This is a genomic window from Leptolyngbya sp. PL-A3 (assembly GCF_039962325.1).
In the GTDB taxonomy this organism is placed as follows: domain Bacteria; phylum Cyanobacteriota; class Cyanobacteriia; order Elainellales; family Elainellaceae; genus Vacuolonema.
The window spans coordinates 170,982-186,273 of the sequence record NZ_JAMPLB010000010.1; the positions used below are offsets into that span (position 1 = coordinate 170,982).

The following is a 15,292-nucleotide window of genomic DNA, read 5'->3' on the forward strand; positions in this document are numbered from 1 at the left end:
CAAGGTGTGATGGAGCTTTACACGAGTGACACTGAAATCAGCTCTTAATTTTTGTGGGATGGGCATCTTGCCCGCCCCACAAAAATTAGAGACAACTACTCACGGCACAGAATGTTGCTTCAAGAGCGGTTGCGGTCTGCATCAACACTTGACCGATCGCCGATGTCGGCTCCGTCAATACCAACGGTTTTCCAGTATCACCGCCGGTGCAAATACGAGCATCTATTGGAATCTGACCCAGTAGGGAAGTCTGAAGCTCCGCTGATAACTGAGTACCACCCCCACTTCCAAAGATTGGTAGCGTTTCACCTGTGGGGCTTGTCAGGTAACTCATGTTCTCAACAATGCCGAGAACTGGAACACCCACTTGACGAAACATATGGACACTGCGACGAACATCGGCGATCGCCACCTGCTGAGGCGTTGTCACCAAAATAACGCCACAAATCGGACTCTCCTGAATAATGGTGATTTGGGCATCTCCAGTTCCGGGAGGCAGGTCAATTAGCAGATAGTCCAAATCGCCCCAATCGACTTGATGGATAAATTTGGTAATGATCTTATGTAGCACTGGCCCACGCCATGCAAGTGGGTGATCGGGCTCTGCCAGAAGCCCAACCGACATTACTTTAATTCCATGGGCTTCCAGGGGTTGAAACCGCTGCCCGTTGGGAGTATCGATAACCTGCACATCCGATAGGTCTACACCCAGCATTTGGGGCACATTGGGACCGTAGACATCGGCATCGAGCAGACCAACTTTGGCCCCTTGTAGAGTGAGAGCTGCTGCTAAGTTAACGGCGACGGTTGATTTTCCGACACCACCTTTACCACTTGAGATGGCGAGAGTTGTATGAACACCCGGAATGGTGCAGAGCTGAACGTAAGTCTTTTTACACCAGGAGAGCGAAGATAAAGTCGTCTGAATTTGTTCTTGCAGTCTGTGCTGGTGTTGACCCACGTAGAGACGCAGGTAAACGTAATCATCCACAACCCGCAGGTTACGCACCATGCCTAAGCTGATGATGTCGTTATTAAGAATGGGTTCGATAATCTGTTTGAGCCGTTGCACAACGTCTTGTTTACGGTCTTCTACAGATGCTGAGTCTGATAGATGGGTCGGTTGAGAAAGGGTTTCTACGTTAGGCATTGGAGGGTTCTTGCAAGGCTTCTTGAATAGATTTGATGGCGCGTTGCGTGTAGATGCAGACATCTCGATCGGGGTCATCTAAGGCTTGCTGAAGGGCATTGAGAGCGGCTGGATTTTTGAGGGTGCCGAGGGCGATCGCCGCATCCCGACGCACATCGGAATACTCATCCGCGAGAGCTTGAATAAGTGCGGGCAGAGTGCGATCGTCGGGTGTTTTTTGCAGAGCTTGCAGGGCGAATTTGCGAACTTGCCAGTGGTCATCAGCTAATGCCGTTTCTAAAGCTGATACTGCTAATGAATTGGCGTGTAATGCTAAGGATTTGGCCGCGTTACGTCGCACCTGCCAATCAGCATCCTCCGTTAAGGCACGACAAAGAGCAGAAACAATATCGGCATCGGCTAAATGTCCCAAAGTTAGGGTGGCGGCACGTCTGACGGTTGCGTCTGGATCGGAGAGAAGGGTGATCGCCTCTGGACACTCTTTCACCTGATTCAGATACCGCAGAGTAATCACGGCAGCTTCGCGTAGCTCAGGCTGATTAGATTTAAAGAACGGCAAGATATACGGTAAACACTGCACATCGTGAATCTTTTGTAGCAGGAACAAGACACTTAGTTGTTGATGGATGTTTCCTTGTTGCAACGCATCAAGTAATAACAACAGATGATCAGAAGAGACTAACTCTCCTAAAGCGGATTGAGCTTCGTCGCGAACCTCTTCATCAGGTGAGGCAAGGCATTCAATTAAGGCAGGAACGGCTGTTGGATTGGCGAGTTCCCAGAGTGCTGTTACGGCTAGCTTTTGAACGGTTGTGCTCTCGTCCTGAAGGGCTGTGATTAGAGGATTGAGTGCGTCTTCATCTCCGAGGTGTTGTAGGGTTTTGACGGCGACGAGGCGATCGCTTTCTTCGGGCGATCGCAGCATCTCCAGCCATGGGCTTAATTCGGAATCGGTATTGGCAGTCATAGACACTGTTCTAGAGTTCGTTTTTAGGGGAATGGCACTACATAAGCTGGGGGGTTTGCATAAATCTGGCTGGGGGGCGCGTCGCCCCCCAAACCCCCAGACTGGAGGGACGGCTGCCCGTTCCCCCAGACCCCCCTCGGCAAGGAGACCTTGGGAAGGAGGCGTTAAGCCGCTTCGCTTTGCTGGGGTTTTGAAGCAGACCCCGGCCTTTCTCGACTTCAGGTTTGAGCGAAACTAGCGCAACAGAAAGGGAATTTGGACGGTAATGGCTCCGGTGGGACATTCTTTTTCGCAAGGGAGGCAGAACCAGCACTCGTCGTATTTCATGTAGGCTTTGCCGGTTTCTGGATTTTTAGCTAAAACATCCAACGGACAAACTTCGATACAGGCTGTGCATTTTTCGAGACATTTGGATTCATCGACGATGACGGGAACATCGACGCGTTGGTTGATTAGTGCCATACGATCAAAATCCTATTGTTAGAAATGTGAATGGTTATCGCGTTGCAACGTCGTAAACTTCTCGGCTGACATCAACGTCGATTATGTAGGGAGTAATTGAACGCTTGAAGAACACCATTTCACCGGAATCATCCTTCTTCAAATTGACGTGACAGAACCATTCCTGATTGTTCTTTTCGGGATAATCTAAGCGATAGTGATACAGTCCCCATCGGCTTTCACGACGGTACAGAGAAGCACGGGCTGCCATCTCTGCGCAATCGCGAATGAAATGCACTTCCATGCAGCGCATAAGTTCGTGCGGATCGCGAGCACCCATTAATTCCAGGGTTTCCTGATAACGGACAAAGTTTTGCAGGCCAATTTCCATTTTTTGGCTCACTTTGGGCGGTTGCAGATAATCATTTACTAATCGCCGCAGTTTGTATTCCACCTGTGTGTGTGGAATACCATTAGGTTGATTCAAAGGAGCGTAAATTCTAGCTTTTTCAGCTTCTAAAAACTCTGGGTCGGGTTCTAAATGATCCAAGTCTTGGATGTGGGCGATCGCATTCTCCCCTGCCAATCGCCCAAACACAAATGCCCCAATCATGTAGTTGTGCGGCACGCTGGCCATATCCCCCGCAGCGTAAAGCCCGGGCACTGTCGTTTCCGCTTTTTCATTCACCCACACACCGGATGCACTGTGACCGCTGCACAGCCCAATCTCGGAGATATTCATTTCAACGCCATGGGTGCGGTAATTTTCGCCCCGTCCCGTATGGAAGCGTTCTCGACTGGGGCGTTCATTGGCCCATAGGATGGATTCAATTTCGGCGATCGTGTCGTCATCCAGGTGCGTCATTTTGAGCTGGATGGGGCCTTTACCAGAATTGAGTTCTTTCCAAACTTCCAGCATCATCTGGCCGCTCCAGTAATCGCAGTTGATGAAGCGATAACCTTCCGCATTCACGGTTTGAGCGCCCAGCGGGCCAGCCACATAGGCGCAAGCAGGCCCGTTGTAATCCTTAATCAGGGGATTGATTTGGAAGCATTCGATGTTGCTCAGTTCGGCACCAGCGTGATAGGCCATTGAGTAGCCATCTCCAGCATTGGTTGGGTTCTCATAGGTACCGTAAAGATATCCAGACGCCGGAAGCCCCAGCCGTCCACAGGCTCCGGTGCAGAGAATGACCGCTTTGGCCTGAATGACGATGAAATCGCCATTGCGAACATCAAACCCAACTGCACCGATCGCCCGTCCGTCCCGCACCAACACACGGGTTGCCATCACACGATTAGTGACTCTAGCTTTATGCCGCTTCACCTGTCGCGTCAGAATGGTTTTCAGGTCTTTGCCTTCCGGCATGGGCAACACATATTTGCCGACTCGATGCACTTGCTTCAGGTCATAGTTACCCTCGGGGTCTTTCTGGAATTTGACGCCCCAGCTTTCCAGCTCTTGAATCACTTCAAAGCCCAGTTTGCCTGTTTGGTAAACTGCTTTTTGCTCCACAATGCCGTCGTTGGCGATCGTCACTTCACGCGTGTACTGTTCCGGGGTAGAGTGACCGGGAATGACGGCCGTGTTAACGCCATCCATGCCCATGGCGATCGCCCCACTGCGACGAATATTGGCTTTTTCTAGAATCAGCACATCCGCTTCAGGATTGGCCTGTCGCGCTTTGATGGCCGCCATGGTTCCGGCAGTACCGCCACCGATGACAAGCACATCTGTCCTCATCCACTGAGTATTTTGGGGACTCATACAGATCTCCTTATTAAATTCAGAAAAGCTTTTCGTTGAGGGATTCGGCTGAGATCAGAGAAAACTATGGGTGACTAGCCTAATCATTGTGGTTCCGTCACAAATTCTAAACAGCTCTGTTTAACGTCGCATTTCGTCAACTGGGCTCAACGTCATTCCATTCTGTGCCAAATGTAATCCGATATATATTCAAGTCTTCTATGGATCAATAAAATAATTTGATGCAGAAATGCTGTTGGTTCAATGCAGGCGATCGCCCTCCCCCAAATCCATGGAAATCTACCAAATTAAAGTTTTTCTAGAGGTTGCCCGACATCTCAGTTTTACGGATGCTGCGGATGTTCTGAATCTGACGCAACCTGCGGTGAGTGCCAAAATTAAATCCCTGGAATCCGAATTGGGAACCTCAGTATTTAGTCGAGTCGGGCGAAAAGTTGAGCTAACTGAAGTAGGGCGTTTTTTGTTGGAAGAAGCACCCAAATTAATTCAGGTTGAGAATCAGCTTTTGCAAGGAATTGAAGAAATTAAGCAGGGAAAAGTTGGCAACTTAAAGATTGGTTGTACTGGGGCGATCGCCGAGGGCTGGCTACCCAATATCTTGTTTAACTACCGCCAGAAATATCCTGAAATTCAAACCCAATGTGTTGTTTTTGAATCAGTCGAAGCACTATATCGAGCCATGACTGACCGACAGGTTGATGTCGGCTTTTCTGATGTCAGCTCTGATGGGTCAGATATTCATGCAACCTGCATCGATGGCATCCATTACTCTGCCTTTGTCGCCTCAACTCATCCGTTAGCCAAGCAGAGCTGGCTGAGCATTCAAGACTTAAAACAGAGTGCTTGGGTTGTACTGCCCGAAGGTTCTCCCAGTCGGCTCGTGCTTGAGTCACGACTTTCAGAATTGGGGTTATCGTTAGCAGCATTTCCACGGCTCGAAACCGTTGACACCGTTAGCTTAATGCGAACTTACATTACCCAGGGGAGTTATGTGGGATTTGCATCTGAGTTTGATTTCAAACTGGATTGTCAATCGAAAAACGTTACCGCTATTTCATTACAAGAGTTTGCTCTCGCTGGGAATATATATCTTCTAACGTCAAAGCAGCTTGAGTCCTCGAATGAAACGAATTTGAAAACCCAGAAGGCTATTCATCTCAATCCAGTTCAAAAGTTTGTTGCGCTGATTCAGCAAACTAAGCCGATGAACAGTGCTTCAGGTGTACGATTGCGATCGCCCAACTTTCTCCTGCGTGATTCCAATCCCCGCAAACCGGAAACACTCACGTTATCCATTGGGGTGCAGAACCGTACGATTCCAGCGATCACAGCGGGGCTAATTATGCAGCGGTTGGGTTTGTTGGAACACTTTTTACCAAAAGATGGACGCTACAGTAATACTCAGTATCAAATTCGCTGGCCTGACTTTGCAACAGGCGCACCCATTATTGAGGGATTGCATTCTGGAAAGTTAGATATTGGCATATTAGGAGATTACCCACTCTTGTTGAGTGCGATTCAAGCAGAAAAGACAGACGCACAAAAAACTCGATTGGTTAGCTTTGTATCATCCAATCCGGATGGTTCTTGCAATGCAATGATTGTGCCTAATGAATCAAATCTAGAAAGTATTGAAGACTTGCGAGGCCGAGTGCTGGCCGTTCCTTTTCATTCTTCCGCGCATGGTATGGTGATGCGATCGCTACAAGCGGCCAATCTTCTCAGTGATGTTCAACTCACTTCCCTCGAGCATCCAAAACCATCTAAGAAATTTGAATTCCCAACTGATTTAGCCGATAGTTACGCCCACTTTGCCCCATTCCATGATGTCGCTTGTCGCGAGGGAAATTTTCGTTATCTCTGCAATCAGCGTCTAGAAAATTTGCCTGTATTCTATGGTGTGGTTGTGCGTGCTGCATTAGCAGACGCTTATCCAGAGGTTGTGATCGGCTATCTGAAAGCTTTAACTGCCGCCCAACAGTGGTATGACAAAACCCCTGCAGCACTTAAGTTAGTCAGCCAGTGGACACGCGTTGATCCGGCGATCGTTTCCCAAACGTTAAGCACCTCCTATCACAATCAGCCTGGGCGCTTCTTCTCAGAAACTACGGTTCGTCCGGACTGGTTGAATTTACACATCCAGCAACTCACCCAGATACCGGGTAACGAATGCCTAAAAGCCATTAATTTGAACCAATGGGTTCAATCAGACTTTATTCAACAAATGCATCAACATTAGGATTTAGGCTCCACCACTTGCTGTGTATGCGGTGAAAAGCACACCATCCACAACAAGATACAGAAAGCCTGAATATGCAAGTATGACGTAGATTCTTTAGAATCAAGACGAAACATCCGAGGAGAAGGGCGATGACGACGATGAAAGCAGTTCGCATTCACGCTTACGGAGGCCCAGAGGTTCTGACGTACGAGGATGTGCCTTTACCGGCGATCGCCGAAGACGACGTTTTGATTCGGGTTCATGCCGCCGCTATCAACCCAGTGGATTGGAAAATCCGGGAAGGATATCTTCAAGGCTTTATTGATTACGATTTACCCTTAATTTTGGGATGGGATGTGTCTGGGGTTGTGGAAGCCGTTGGTGTTAATGTGACTACCTTCAAGCCGGGAGATGAGGTCTACTCGCGCCCTGATATTCAACGGGATGGCACGTATGCAGAGTTCGTCGCTGTCAAAGCTTCAGAAGTCGCACTTAAGCCCAAAACCGTTGATCACGTTCATGCCGCAGCAGTGCCTCTGGCAGGAATTACAGCCTGGCACTGCCTATTTGAAGCCGCTCAGTTATCACCAGGGCAACGAGTTTTGATTCATGCGGCAGCAGGCGGTGTCGGAAGCTACGCCGTTCAGTTTGCCCATTGGAAAGGGGCCCATGTGATAGGCACAGCCTCAGCTCGAAACCGAGACTTTTTGTTGGAGTTGGGTGCTGATGAGGTGATTGATTACCAAACCACTCAGTTTGAGGACGTTGTTAATCCTGTAGATGTGGTGTTTGACACCGTGGGTGGGGATGTTCAAGAACGTTCCTGGCAAGTTGTGAAACCGGGTGGCATTTTAGTTTCTGTTATCTCGCCTCCACCTGAAGAAAAAGCGGCTGCTCATCAATGCCGGAGTGCTTATGTCTTCATTCAACCCAGAGCGGATTGGCTAACCGAGATGGCACAACTCATTGATCAAGGGCAGGTCAAACCGATTGTTGAAACCGTGCTACCGCTAGACCAGGTAGTAGAAGCCCATAAGTTGAGCCAGAGCGGACGCACCCGTGGCAAAATCGTGCTTCAAGTTCGGGAGTAAGCTTGTTGATCTAATTCAGCAACGCTAAGCACTGTAACCATGAATGGGGGCGATCGCTCCCATTAATTCTTTGACAAGCCTCTCTGTCTTGATAGACGTGGGCCCGCAGGAAGTAGGCTGTCCATTGGGCGATCGCTGTCATCACCAGTTAAACCCATCACATAGAAGTAGTTGTCTCCTGCTCATACAAGGACTGCCCCACCTGTGACGCGAGGTCAGATCTACCGGCTTCAATCAGGGCGCGATCGCGAATTCGGCAAGAGTCACAAACTCCGCAAGGTTCATCATTACCCTGATAGCACGACCAGGTGAAATGGATGGGAACCCCCAATCGCAAGGCTCGGTGGACAATATCCACCTTGGAATCCATAACTAAAGGAGCTACAAGTTTGGGCGCATGGCCCTCCAACCCGACTTTGCAGGAGAGAGTTGCAAGGTGTTGAACAGCGGCCAGATAATCGGGACGGCAGTCGGGATAGCCGGAGTAGTCCACAGCGTTGATGCCAAGGTAAATGGCTTCGGCTCCTTTGGCTTCGGCCAGGGAGAGGGCGATCGCCAAAAACACTGTATTCCGCCCCGGCACATAGGTATTAGGAATCTCGCCAGTTTTCACACCACCTGTTGGCACGTCAACCGCCTGATCCGTGAGCGCAGAGCCACCCCACTGGGCCAGGTTCACATCCACAACGAAGTGTTCTTTAATTCCCAGATGCTCGACGACGCGTTTGGCAGCATCGAGTTCGCGATCGTGGCGCTGGCCGTAGTGAAGTGATAGGGCGATCAGGTCGTAACCGTCGGCGATCGCCTGAGCCGCCGAAGTCGCAGAATCCAAACCACCGGATAACAAAACAATCGCCTTGGGGGTGCTCATCGGTGACTCCTATCGAATATTCGTGAATTTATGAGTTTGTAAGCTAATTCGCCACTCAGGATGGCGCAGAACGTAATCAAAAATGAGGGAATAGCTGTCAGAGGTATTCCATTCCGGTTGTAGAAGTTTCATGGCATTGGCTGGCACTTTTGCCGCATGGCGCTCTGCCCATTCCAAGTCAGCGGCATTGGCAACGACGACCTTCAATTCACCCACGTGTGGATAGATACTTGGATGAGGGGGTTTAGATTGTTTTGGGGAGAAAGTAACCCAATCAAAGATGCCACTAAACGGGTGGGCTCCAGAAGTTTCAAGATGCACGGGCAGACCAGCGGCTTTTAATCCGGTGCTGAGAGAACCAAGGTTGTGCATGAGGGGTTCACCGCCTGTGATGATGGCGATCGCCGGGTTTGCTGCTTTTGCCTCGGCAATCAAGTCAGCCGTTCTGCGTACAGGATGACGACGGGCACTCCATGACTGCTTTGTGTCACACCAGGAGCACCCAACATCACAACCTGCCAGGCGGATAAAAAAGGCACTGGTTCCAGCCCATGCCCCTTCCCCTTGAACTGAGTGAAACGTCTCGACAACCGGCACCTCGGTTTCTTCTGAATAAAGCTCGGTCTGCGTTGCGCTTGAAATCGTCATCGTTTCCTCTTTAGTCATCCTCGTACTCGGCCCAAGAGCCCGGCGTCTCAGACACCGCAACCTTGAGGCTTACCCCTTCAGGTAATTGTTTTTTGGTCTTGTCATAAATGAACTGAGCAATCATCTCAGCCGTAGTCTCATACCCTTCGGGTAACACCTCATTCAAAACGCAATGATCTAATCCTCCCTTGAGAACATCACGCTTTGCCCAACGCAGAGTTCGGAAATCCGCCACCATCACCGCATGGGGACAATATTCAGAAGCGTGCAACTGGCGAGAGGCTGCTTCCAGGCGTACACGATAGGTATGCCCATGCATACGACCGCAGGGCCCATCATAATCTCGGATGTAGTGGGCAGCATCAAACGTAAACTCGGTTGTCAATTTCCATTTAGGCATTTGCGAACATCCTTATTCCCACTTCCGCACATCACAAATTGATTGAACTGGAACAATCACGATGCAATGGAAGTCATTAGCTATCCATCGATTTACGACTCAAACAAACTCCAGCTTGCAAGATCACCAGCCTTTTCCAATGCTGTGTGGGCTAAACATAGGACACTAATCTATATTGCTGAACCGGGTCAAGCCTCTATGCCTGAGCCATTCGCATATTATTCGGCACTGACGCAGTTATCTAGGATGTTATGAATGAAACCCATAACATCCTAGATAACGCATCACATTACAGTAGGTTCAAACGCGTAATCGTCGCATTGTAGGCAACGTTGCTACTACGCTGTCTTAACGCACTTGCACCTTGCTATTTATAGGGTCACAAAACCTACACCCCAAGAAGACACCACTGATCTTCTTGGGGTGCAGGCTAGCGGCTATGCAAGATGAAACCTAAACACCAACGATGGAACGTGTAGGGTTAACACGTTCCATAACCCCTGCTATGAGAGGTTAAAGAGCGAACTGGCGGTAGATTTAATCATTTCCCCAGCATCCGTGAGGGCTTGGACCAGGGGCCGTTGCGTTTGCAAGAAAACCCGCGCACAGTTGCGACCTGGCAAGCCAGAGATCGAGCCACCCGGATGAGTGCCTGCCCCTGTCAGAAATAGTCCCTCAATCGGCGTTTTGTAGTTGGCCAACTCGGGCAGTGGGCGGAAAAACATCATCTGGTCAAAGGTCATATCCAGGTGATAGTAGTTGCCCTTGGTAACACCAATACGGCGTTCCAGTTCTGGAGGACTTTCAATGTGACGGGCAATGATCGAGGAACTGACATTGGGAGCATAGTCGGCAAATTTTGCCAGGACGCGATCGGCCACTTTGTTCTTCAGTTCCTCCGTCCAACCCGTACCATTTAGCCCAGTGCCCTCGGCACCAGCAATCTGGTAGGGAACAAAGTACTCAATCCATAGGGTATGTTTGCCCTCAGGAGCCATCGACGGGTCGCGAATGGTTGGCACAACCGCATACATGGATGGGTCTTCCAGGGGAATCCTGCCGATGTTAGGGTCGGTGTGGGCCAGTTCAACCTGAGCCACCGAGTCAGCAATCAGCACAGCACCCATCATGTTTTCATCCCGGTGTTGGTGATGGATGAAGCGTGGTGGCTCGGATAGGGCGCAGTCGATTTTGAGAATAGCTTCGTTGTGGTTAGTGATACGGCGATCGACCCGTTCCCGCAGCTCCGGATTCGCTGCATCCACATCTTTCGGGTCCACAAGCTTAAGAAACAGACGTTGAGCATCCAGGCTAGAAATCACACCGTCCTTGGCTCGATACTCCTTGCCATTAGCAAGGCGCACCCCAACGGCTCTGCCTTCATCCACCAGTACTTTTTGCACATCCTGTTCGGTGCGAATAATACCGCCCAAATCCTGCACACACCGAACCAATGCCTTGGATAAAGCTCCCGTTCCACCGCGAGGACGAGCCATACCCGGGTTGTGGCGCAGGGTCATCATGATGGAACCGACTGCCATGTTTTTCTGGGAGGGCGGCGTACTCAGTTCCGCCGCTAACCGCGCCAGAGGAGCCTTGAGAAATTCTGAATCAAAGTATTCATTGATCAGATCCATGGGGCTGGTGAACATGGTTCGGATTAGATCCAGGGTCTTATCCGAAGAACCTATCAGGGAAAAAACATCGTTGAGCTTGTTTAAATCATAATTGCCCAGCATATCCACCACAGATTTGGGTGGTGCATTAAATATGGGAATGAGCATCCCAACAACCCGCTGCCAGAACTCGGCGAATTCAGCATATTTTTGAGCATCGCGGGGGCTAAAGCGGGCAATTTCGGCGCAGGTTTTTTCGACAGAGCGATGGGCTAGAAAATATTTGCCGTCGGGGTGTGGACAAAACACAACCGGATCGCAGAAAAGATATTCCAGACCATATTTATTCAGTTCTAACTCCTGAACCACAGGTCCCAGATGAATAAAGATATGGTCGATTGCACAGGGGTTGAACTTAAACCCGGGTGCCTCATCTGGCATCAACTCTTCTGTGGTGGCCGCTCCTCCGGGAATGGAATTCTTTTCCAGCAACAGAACGGAGTAACCCACTTTTAGCAAGTAAGCAGCACACACCAAACTGTTGTGTCCTGCCCCAATCAAAACAACGTCATAGGTTTCCATGCGAAAGCGCTATCCCGGTAAACACAAGTACAGGCAATTCAGAGACAGACTCTGCAGCATAAATCAGATAAACTGCAATTCTTGTAGGACGGGCTAAATGCTCAGCTCAGCCGCTCAAAACGTTTATCTCGCATTGTTTAATCCACAAGCCTTAATGTGCAGCTTGAATCACCCCAAGACAGAAAGCATCTACCGTAACAGGTAGATCGATAAAAGACCTCTGCCGTTAGCCCGTGCCAGCTCCCTTACGGTTCCCTCCCTATGCTTTCTCTTTTTGCTAGAGCTTTTTTGACCTTCTTCGTAGTCATTGATCCGGTTGGCTTACTGCCCCTATTTATTAGCTTGACGGGCAAATATCCTCCTGAAGAGCAGAATCGCATTGCCCGACGAGCGGTGCTGGTGGCAGCCGTTATTTTGCTCGTTTTTAGCTTTACGGGTAATCTACTGCTGCGCTACCTGGGCATTAGTTTCGAAGCCTTTGAAATTGCCGCTGGGTTACTGCTTCTCAAGATTGGTGTTGACATGGTGTTCGCCCAGCAGGAGCGAGAAACCCCCGAAGAAGAGCAAGAAGCCCAACAGCGAGAGGATGTGAGTGTATTTCCGCTGGCCATTCCTTTGCTCGCGGGTCCTGGGACTTTAGCCAGCTTGCTGATTTTTACCAGTGAGGTAGATGGCGATCGCCTGGGTTTTGCGCTCATTCTAGGCGTCGTCGCCCTCGTGTTGCTCCTGACTTATGGGCTCTTCGGCCTGGCGACCTGGTTAGCCAAAGTTTTTGGGCGAACCGGCATCAATGTTGTTACCCGAGTTTTGGGCGTTTTGCTGGCAGCCCTGGCCGTTCAATATATTGCCAGCGGTACCAGTGATGTGTTGAAGAGCGCTCTGGTTACCGACAACCCAGTTACCTATGGAGACGTGGAAATTCACTACACGCTTCGTCCCCGGCCTCCCGCCGCCCCGACACCAGGACCATCCGAAGCAAAACCCGCCACAGAAGGGCGATCGTCCTGGAAACTTGATCTCCCAACGCCTTAATCAATCACTTGAGTCAACCATCCTGCAGGCTAAGCCCTTTTGGATGTTCCAAAACACCTCTCACCCAAGGAAGCTCAGCTTGCAGTAACCCTAATCCTTAAGGAAAGCTCTCGCAGGAGGTATGAGATCGTGCTACCGCAAGGAGGAATTGCGATCGCCCCTTTAAACTTCAGCCTGCCTCCCTATTCCAACTCGCTCATGGGATAGATATAGCCCTACTCCAAATTTGCGATGGTATCGGAGATATGCACCTTCTGGCTAAGCAGGCTCTAGATTACCGATGTCGGATAGCATCAATACCCCCAAACGCCGCCCCATTCTGGCACTTCTGATCGTTCTGGTTAGCGTTGTCCTGTTAGCCTACAACATCAAATTAACCTTTCCCACGAAAGCCCCTGACCTCAAAAATACCTTCACGCCCGTTACCCAGGCTCCGCCTTCTCAGGTTGGTTCCTTTGATATCCTGGGCCGAGTTGTGAGTGCAGAAGAGGCAGACGTTTTAAGGCAAACAGAAGCGGGTCGCGTGCAACTAGCCCCCGAACAGGGTGCCCTTGCCATTACGGATGATTTGATTGAGTTAGGACGCGATGCCTTCTACCGGGAAACCTTCGGCAACGAGTATTTCTTTACCGATGTGGTGGGGGCCATCGCAGGTCCTATTAACCCCATCAGCATGGGCAAAGCGATTCTGGCTCTGAAAGGGCAACCCACAACCAACCTGCAAATTAAGCTGGATCAGGATGTCACCGTTGGAGGCCGCAACTTTCCAGCGGGAACCGTGCTGAATACGGGACTGGATGTACCGAAAGGTAGCCTGCTGCCCCTGGGAATGATTGCCCATAAAGAAGGTGCAAAGCTGCGGGTTGGTTTAAGCTGTGCTGTCTGCCATTCCACCGTTGATGCCGAAACTGGGCGTGTTTTAGAAGGTGCCCCCAACAGTGATTTAGATTCAGGATTGTTGCAGGCATTCGCCACTAACTCTGCCGCCATGTTCCGGCAAACGGGGGTGAATCCGTTGACCGTGGGGTTGGGCGATCGCTCCTACATTAACGGCTTTGGTCAAACGGTGAAACTGCCCGATGCTAAAGCTCTGGAAGATGCCGTCGATGCACAGCTACTCGCCTGGGCACCGGGGAATTTCGATTCCAGCCCCGATAACGTCAACAATCCAGCCCAAATTCCGTCCTCCTACACCCACGACACCTACCCTTATGGTTGGAGTGGCTTCGCTTCAGTGGGCTGGTTCCACGGGTTGACCACCCTCAACAACAACGTTCATGCCGTCAACTCCGACCCCACTACCGGAGCCTACTTCAGCAAATATTTGCTGGGGATGGACCAGGAGACCATGCTGGGGACAATGCTGCAAAACGCCGCAGATTCGAGATTTCGGCTACCCGATGGAGCAAAACCATCCGAATTCTTTGAGAAAGGCGACCCCACCCCCGGCACTCCCGGCCTCAATCAGGTGGTGCGAATGCCAGGATTTCCCAAAGGTTCCGTCTTCATTCTGGATGGGCTGGTGGCTAATTCCCCCGGTAAGCCTTTCGCCAGTCAGGTCAATGGCATGTCCGCCTACCAGAACACCCTGGCGCCACCCCCTTATCCCTTTGAGGTCGAGCCGGACACCCTTAAGCAAGGGGCCGCAGTATTTGCCAATGCCAATTGCGCTCAGTGCCATAGCGGTCGCTATTTCACCAACCACGATGTCATTCCTATCGAGGAAGTGAAGTCACAGCCCTCCCGCGCCACAGCCCTGGCGAAATTGCCACCCGCGATGGTGCCCCCTGAAACCTATCCCGCCAATATTCGGGTGCCACTGCCCACAGAGCCCAAAATTCTCTCGGTTCCCACAGACATTACTCCCGAACAGAACCAGGAGCTTGCCTACGCGTTCAACAGCAATGGGGGCTATAAGGTGCAGAACTTGGTGGGGCTTTATGTGACGGCTCCCTATCTTCATGATGGTGGGGCGGCTGCCACCGCCACTGCCCTGCAACAGGACGCAGACGGCAGCTATAGCGTTGCCAATCCGGATGAGATAGGCTTGGCCGGCACGCTGGTACAGAACCGCAAACCCGATCCAGAGGCCAGCTTGCGGGTCCTACTCGATCGCAATCTACGGCAAGTTGCCGTCACCGCCAATCGTCAGAACCCCGATTTGCAGATGATTCATGCAGATGGCAGCGGCCATGAATATTGGGTGGATGCCAGGGCCGGTTTCAGTCCGGAGGATCAGACCGCATTAATTCAATTTTTGCTGGCGATCGACGATGAGCCCACCATTCTGCCGGAGGCGGTCAGAGTAGAGGCGGATAGGCCAGAATCTTCGGCAGTTTCTGTATCGGGGTTGCTTAACTAAAGACTTGATTAGGAGAAACAGCATGGAATGCTAGGTACAGGACAAAAATTGAAGGACGTGGAAAAACTCATCGATGAATAACTCCAGATTCAGTAGGATTTGACGCAGGTGGTCGAAACCATAGCGAAAGATACTCTTGGCTT

General features: G+C 50.6%; 13 protein-coding genes. 4 read left to right on the plus strand and 9 right to left on the minus strand.

Features of this window, described 5'->3' with window-relative positions; all coding sequences use genetic code 11:
- Positions 1-85: 85 nt before the first annotated feature.
- The 4 genes from NDI52_RS10635 to NDI52_RS10650 form a co-directional block, all read right to left on the minus strand.
- Entirely contained in the window at positions 86-1,150 is a 1,065-nt protein-coding gene (locus NDI52_RS10635; RefSeq protein WP_348256396.1) for an Mrp/NBP35 family ATP-binding protein, read from the minus strand.
- Entirely contained in the window at positions 1,143-2,117 is a 975-nt protein-coding gene (locus NDI52_RS10640; protein ID WP_190771846.1) for a HEAT repeat domain-containing protein, read from the minus strand. Before NDI52_RS10640 ends, NDI52_RS10635 begins: the two co-directional genes overlap by 8 nt.
- A gap of 234 nt (positions 2,118-2,351) precedes the next feature.
- On the minus strand, positions 2,352-2,579 hold the full coding sequence (locus NDI52_RS10645; RefSeq protein ID WP_190771847.1) for a ferredoxin family protein: 228 nt from the start codon (positions 2,577-2,579) through the stop codon (positions 2,352-2,354).
- A gap of 34 nt (positions 2,580-2,613) precedes the next feature.
- Positions 2,614-4,326, minus strand: a complete 1,713-nt coding sequence (locus NDI52_RS10650; RefSeq protein ID WP_242035824.1) for a fumarate reductase/succinate dehydrogenase flavoprotein subunit — start codon at positions 4,324-4,326, stop codon at positions 2,614-2,616.
- Positions 4,327-4,597: 271 nt separating this feature from the next.
- Between NDI52_RS10650 and NDI52_RS10655 the strand changes: the two genes are divergently transcribed.
- Both NDI52_RS10655 and NDI52_RS10660 read left to right on the plus strand, forming a co-directional pair.
- Entirely contained in the window at positions 4,598-6,565 is a 1,968-nt protein-coding gene (locus NDI52_RS10655; RefSeq protein WP_190772012.1) for a LysR substrate-binding domain-containing protein, read from the plus strand.
- Between the two features lie 140 nt (positions 6,566-6,705).
- Entirely contained in the window at positions 6,706-7,638 is a 933-nt protein-coding gene (locus NDI52_RS10660) for a zinc-binding dehydrogenase (protein ID WP_190772013.1), read from the plus strand.
- A 10-nt stretch (positions 7,639-7,648) separates the two neighbouring features.
- On the opposite strand, the gene NDI52_RS10665 is transcribed toward NDI52_RS10660, so the two are convergent.
- The 5 genes from NDI52_RS10665 to crtO all read right to left on the minus strand — a co-directional run bounded on the left by NDI52_RS10665 (position 7,649) and on the right by crtO (position 11,755).
- The gene (locus tag NDI52_RS10665; RefSeq protein WP_277874844.1) at positions 7,649-7,780 is read right to left on the minus strand and encodes a hypothetical protein; all 132 of its coding nucleotides are present in this window, start codon (positions 7,778-7,780) and stop codon (positions 7,649-7,651) included.
- A gap of 15 nt (positions 7,781-7,795) precedes the next feature.
- Complete coding sequence (gene queC, locus NDI52_RS10670) at positions 7,796-8,509, minus strand: 7-cyano-7-deazaguanine synthase QueC (protein WP_190771848.1); 714 nt, start codon at positions 8,507-8,509, stop codon at positions 7,796-7,798.
- Between the two features lie 9 nt (positions 8,510-8,518).
- The gene (locus tag NDI52_RS10675) at positions 8,519-9,157 is read right to left on the minus strand and encodes a 7-carboxy-7-deazaguanine synthase QueE (protein WP_190771849.1); all 639 of its coding nucleotides are present in this window, start codon (positions 9,155-9,157) and stop codon (positions 8,519-8,521) included.
- Between the two features lie 10 nt (positions 9,158-9,167).
- Entirely contained in the window at positions 9,168-9,557 is a 390-nt protein-coding gene (locus NDI52_RS10680) for a 6-pyruvoyl tetrahydropterin synthase family protein (protein WP_190771850.1), read from the minus strand.
- A gap of 503 nt (positions 9,558-10,060) precedes the next feature.
- A complete protein-coding gene (gene crtO, locus NDI52_RS10685; RefSeq protein ID WP_190771851.1) occupies positions 10,061-11,755 on the minus strand; it encodes a beta-carotene ketolase CrtO in 1,695 nt (564 codons plus the stop codon).
- Between the two features lie 261 nt (positions 11,756-12,016).
- On the opposite strand from crtO, the gene NDI52_RS10690 reads away from it, so the two are divergent.
- The gene (locus NDI52_RS10690; protein WP_190771852.1) at positions 12,017-12,787 is read left to right on the plus strand and encodes a MarC family protein; all 771 of its coding nucleotides are present in this window, start codon (positions 12,017-12,019) and stop codon (positions 12,785-12,787) included.
- A gap of 280 nt (positions 12,788-13,067) precedes the next feature.
- Positions 13,068-15,149, plus strand: a complete 2,082-nt coding sequence (locus NDI52_RS10695) for a hypothetical protein (RefSeq protein ID WP_190771853.1) — start codon at positions 13,068-13,070, stop codon at positions 15,147-15,149.
- Positions 15,150-15,292 lie beyond the last annotated feature (143 nt).

What these genes read in the sequence shown, in the direction of transcription:
- NDI52_RS10665 (WP_277874844.1), bottom strand. Translation starts at nt 7,780, where the DNA reads ATGACAGCGATCGCCCAATGGACAGCCTACTTCCTGCGGGCCCACGTC.
- NDI52_RS10680 (WP_190771850.1), bottom strand. Translation starts at nt 9,557, where the DNA reads ATGCCTAAATGGAAATTGACAACCGAGTTTACGTTTGATGCTGCCCAC.
- NDI52_RS10645 (WP_190771847.1), bottom strand. Translation starts at nt 2,579, where the DNA reads ATGGCACTAATCAACCAACGCGTCGATGTTCCCGTCATCGTCGATGAA.
- NDI52_RS10650 (WP_242035824.1), bottom strand. Translation starts at nt 4,326, where the DNA reads ATGAGTCCCCAAAATACTCAGTGGATGAGGACAGATGTGCTTGTCATC.
- NDI52_RS10635 (WP_348256396.1), bottom strand. Translation starts at nt 1,150, where the DNA reads ATGCCTAACGTAGAAACCCTTTCTCAACCGACCCATCTATCAGACTCA.
- NDI52_RS10695 (WP_190771853.1), top strand. Translation starts at nt 13,068, where the DNA reads ATGTCGGATAGCATCAATACCCCCAAACGCCGCCCCATTCTGGCACTT.
- NDI52_RS10640 (WP_190771846.1), bottom strand. Translation starts at nt 2,117, where the DNA reads ATGACTGCCAATACCGATTCCGAATTAAGCCCATGGCTGGAGATGCTG.
- queC (WP_190771848.1), bottom strand. Translation starts at nt 8,509, where the DNA reads ATGAGCACCCCCAAGGCGATTGTTTTGTTATCCGGTGGTTTGGATTCT.
- NDI52_RS10655 (WP_190772012.1), top strand. Translation starts at nt 4,598, where the DNA reads ATGGAAATCTACCAAATTAAAGTTTTTCTAGAGGTTGCCCGACATCTC.
- NDI52_RS10675 (WP_190771849.1), bottom strand. Translation starts at nt 9,157, where the DNA reads ATGACGATTTCAAGCGCAACGCAGACCGAGCTTTATTCAGAAGAAACC.
- NDI52_RS10690 (WP_190771852.1), top strand. Translation starts at nt 12,017, where the DNA reads ATGCTTTCTCTTTTTGCTAGAGCTTTTTTGACCTTCTTCGTAGTCATT.
- NDI52_RS10660 (WP_190772013.1), top strand. Translation starts at nt 6,706, where the DNA reads ATGAAAGCAGTTCGCATTCACGCTTACGGAGGCCCAGAGGTTCTGACG.
- crtO (WP_190771851.1), bottom strand. Translation starts at nt 11,755, where the DNA reads ATGGAAACCTATGACGTTGTTTTGATTGGGGCAGGACACAACAGTTTG.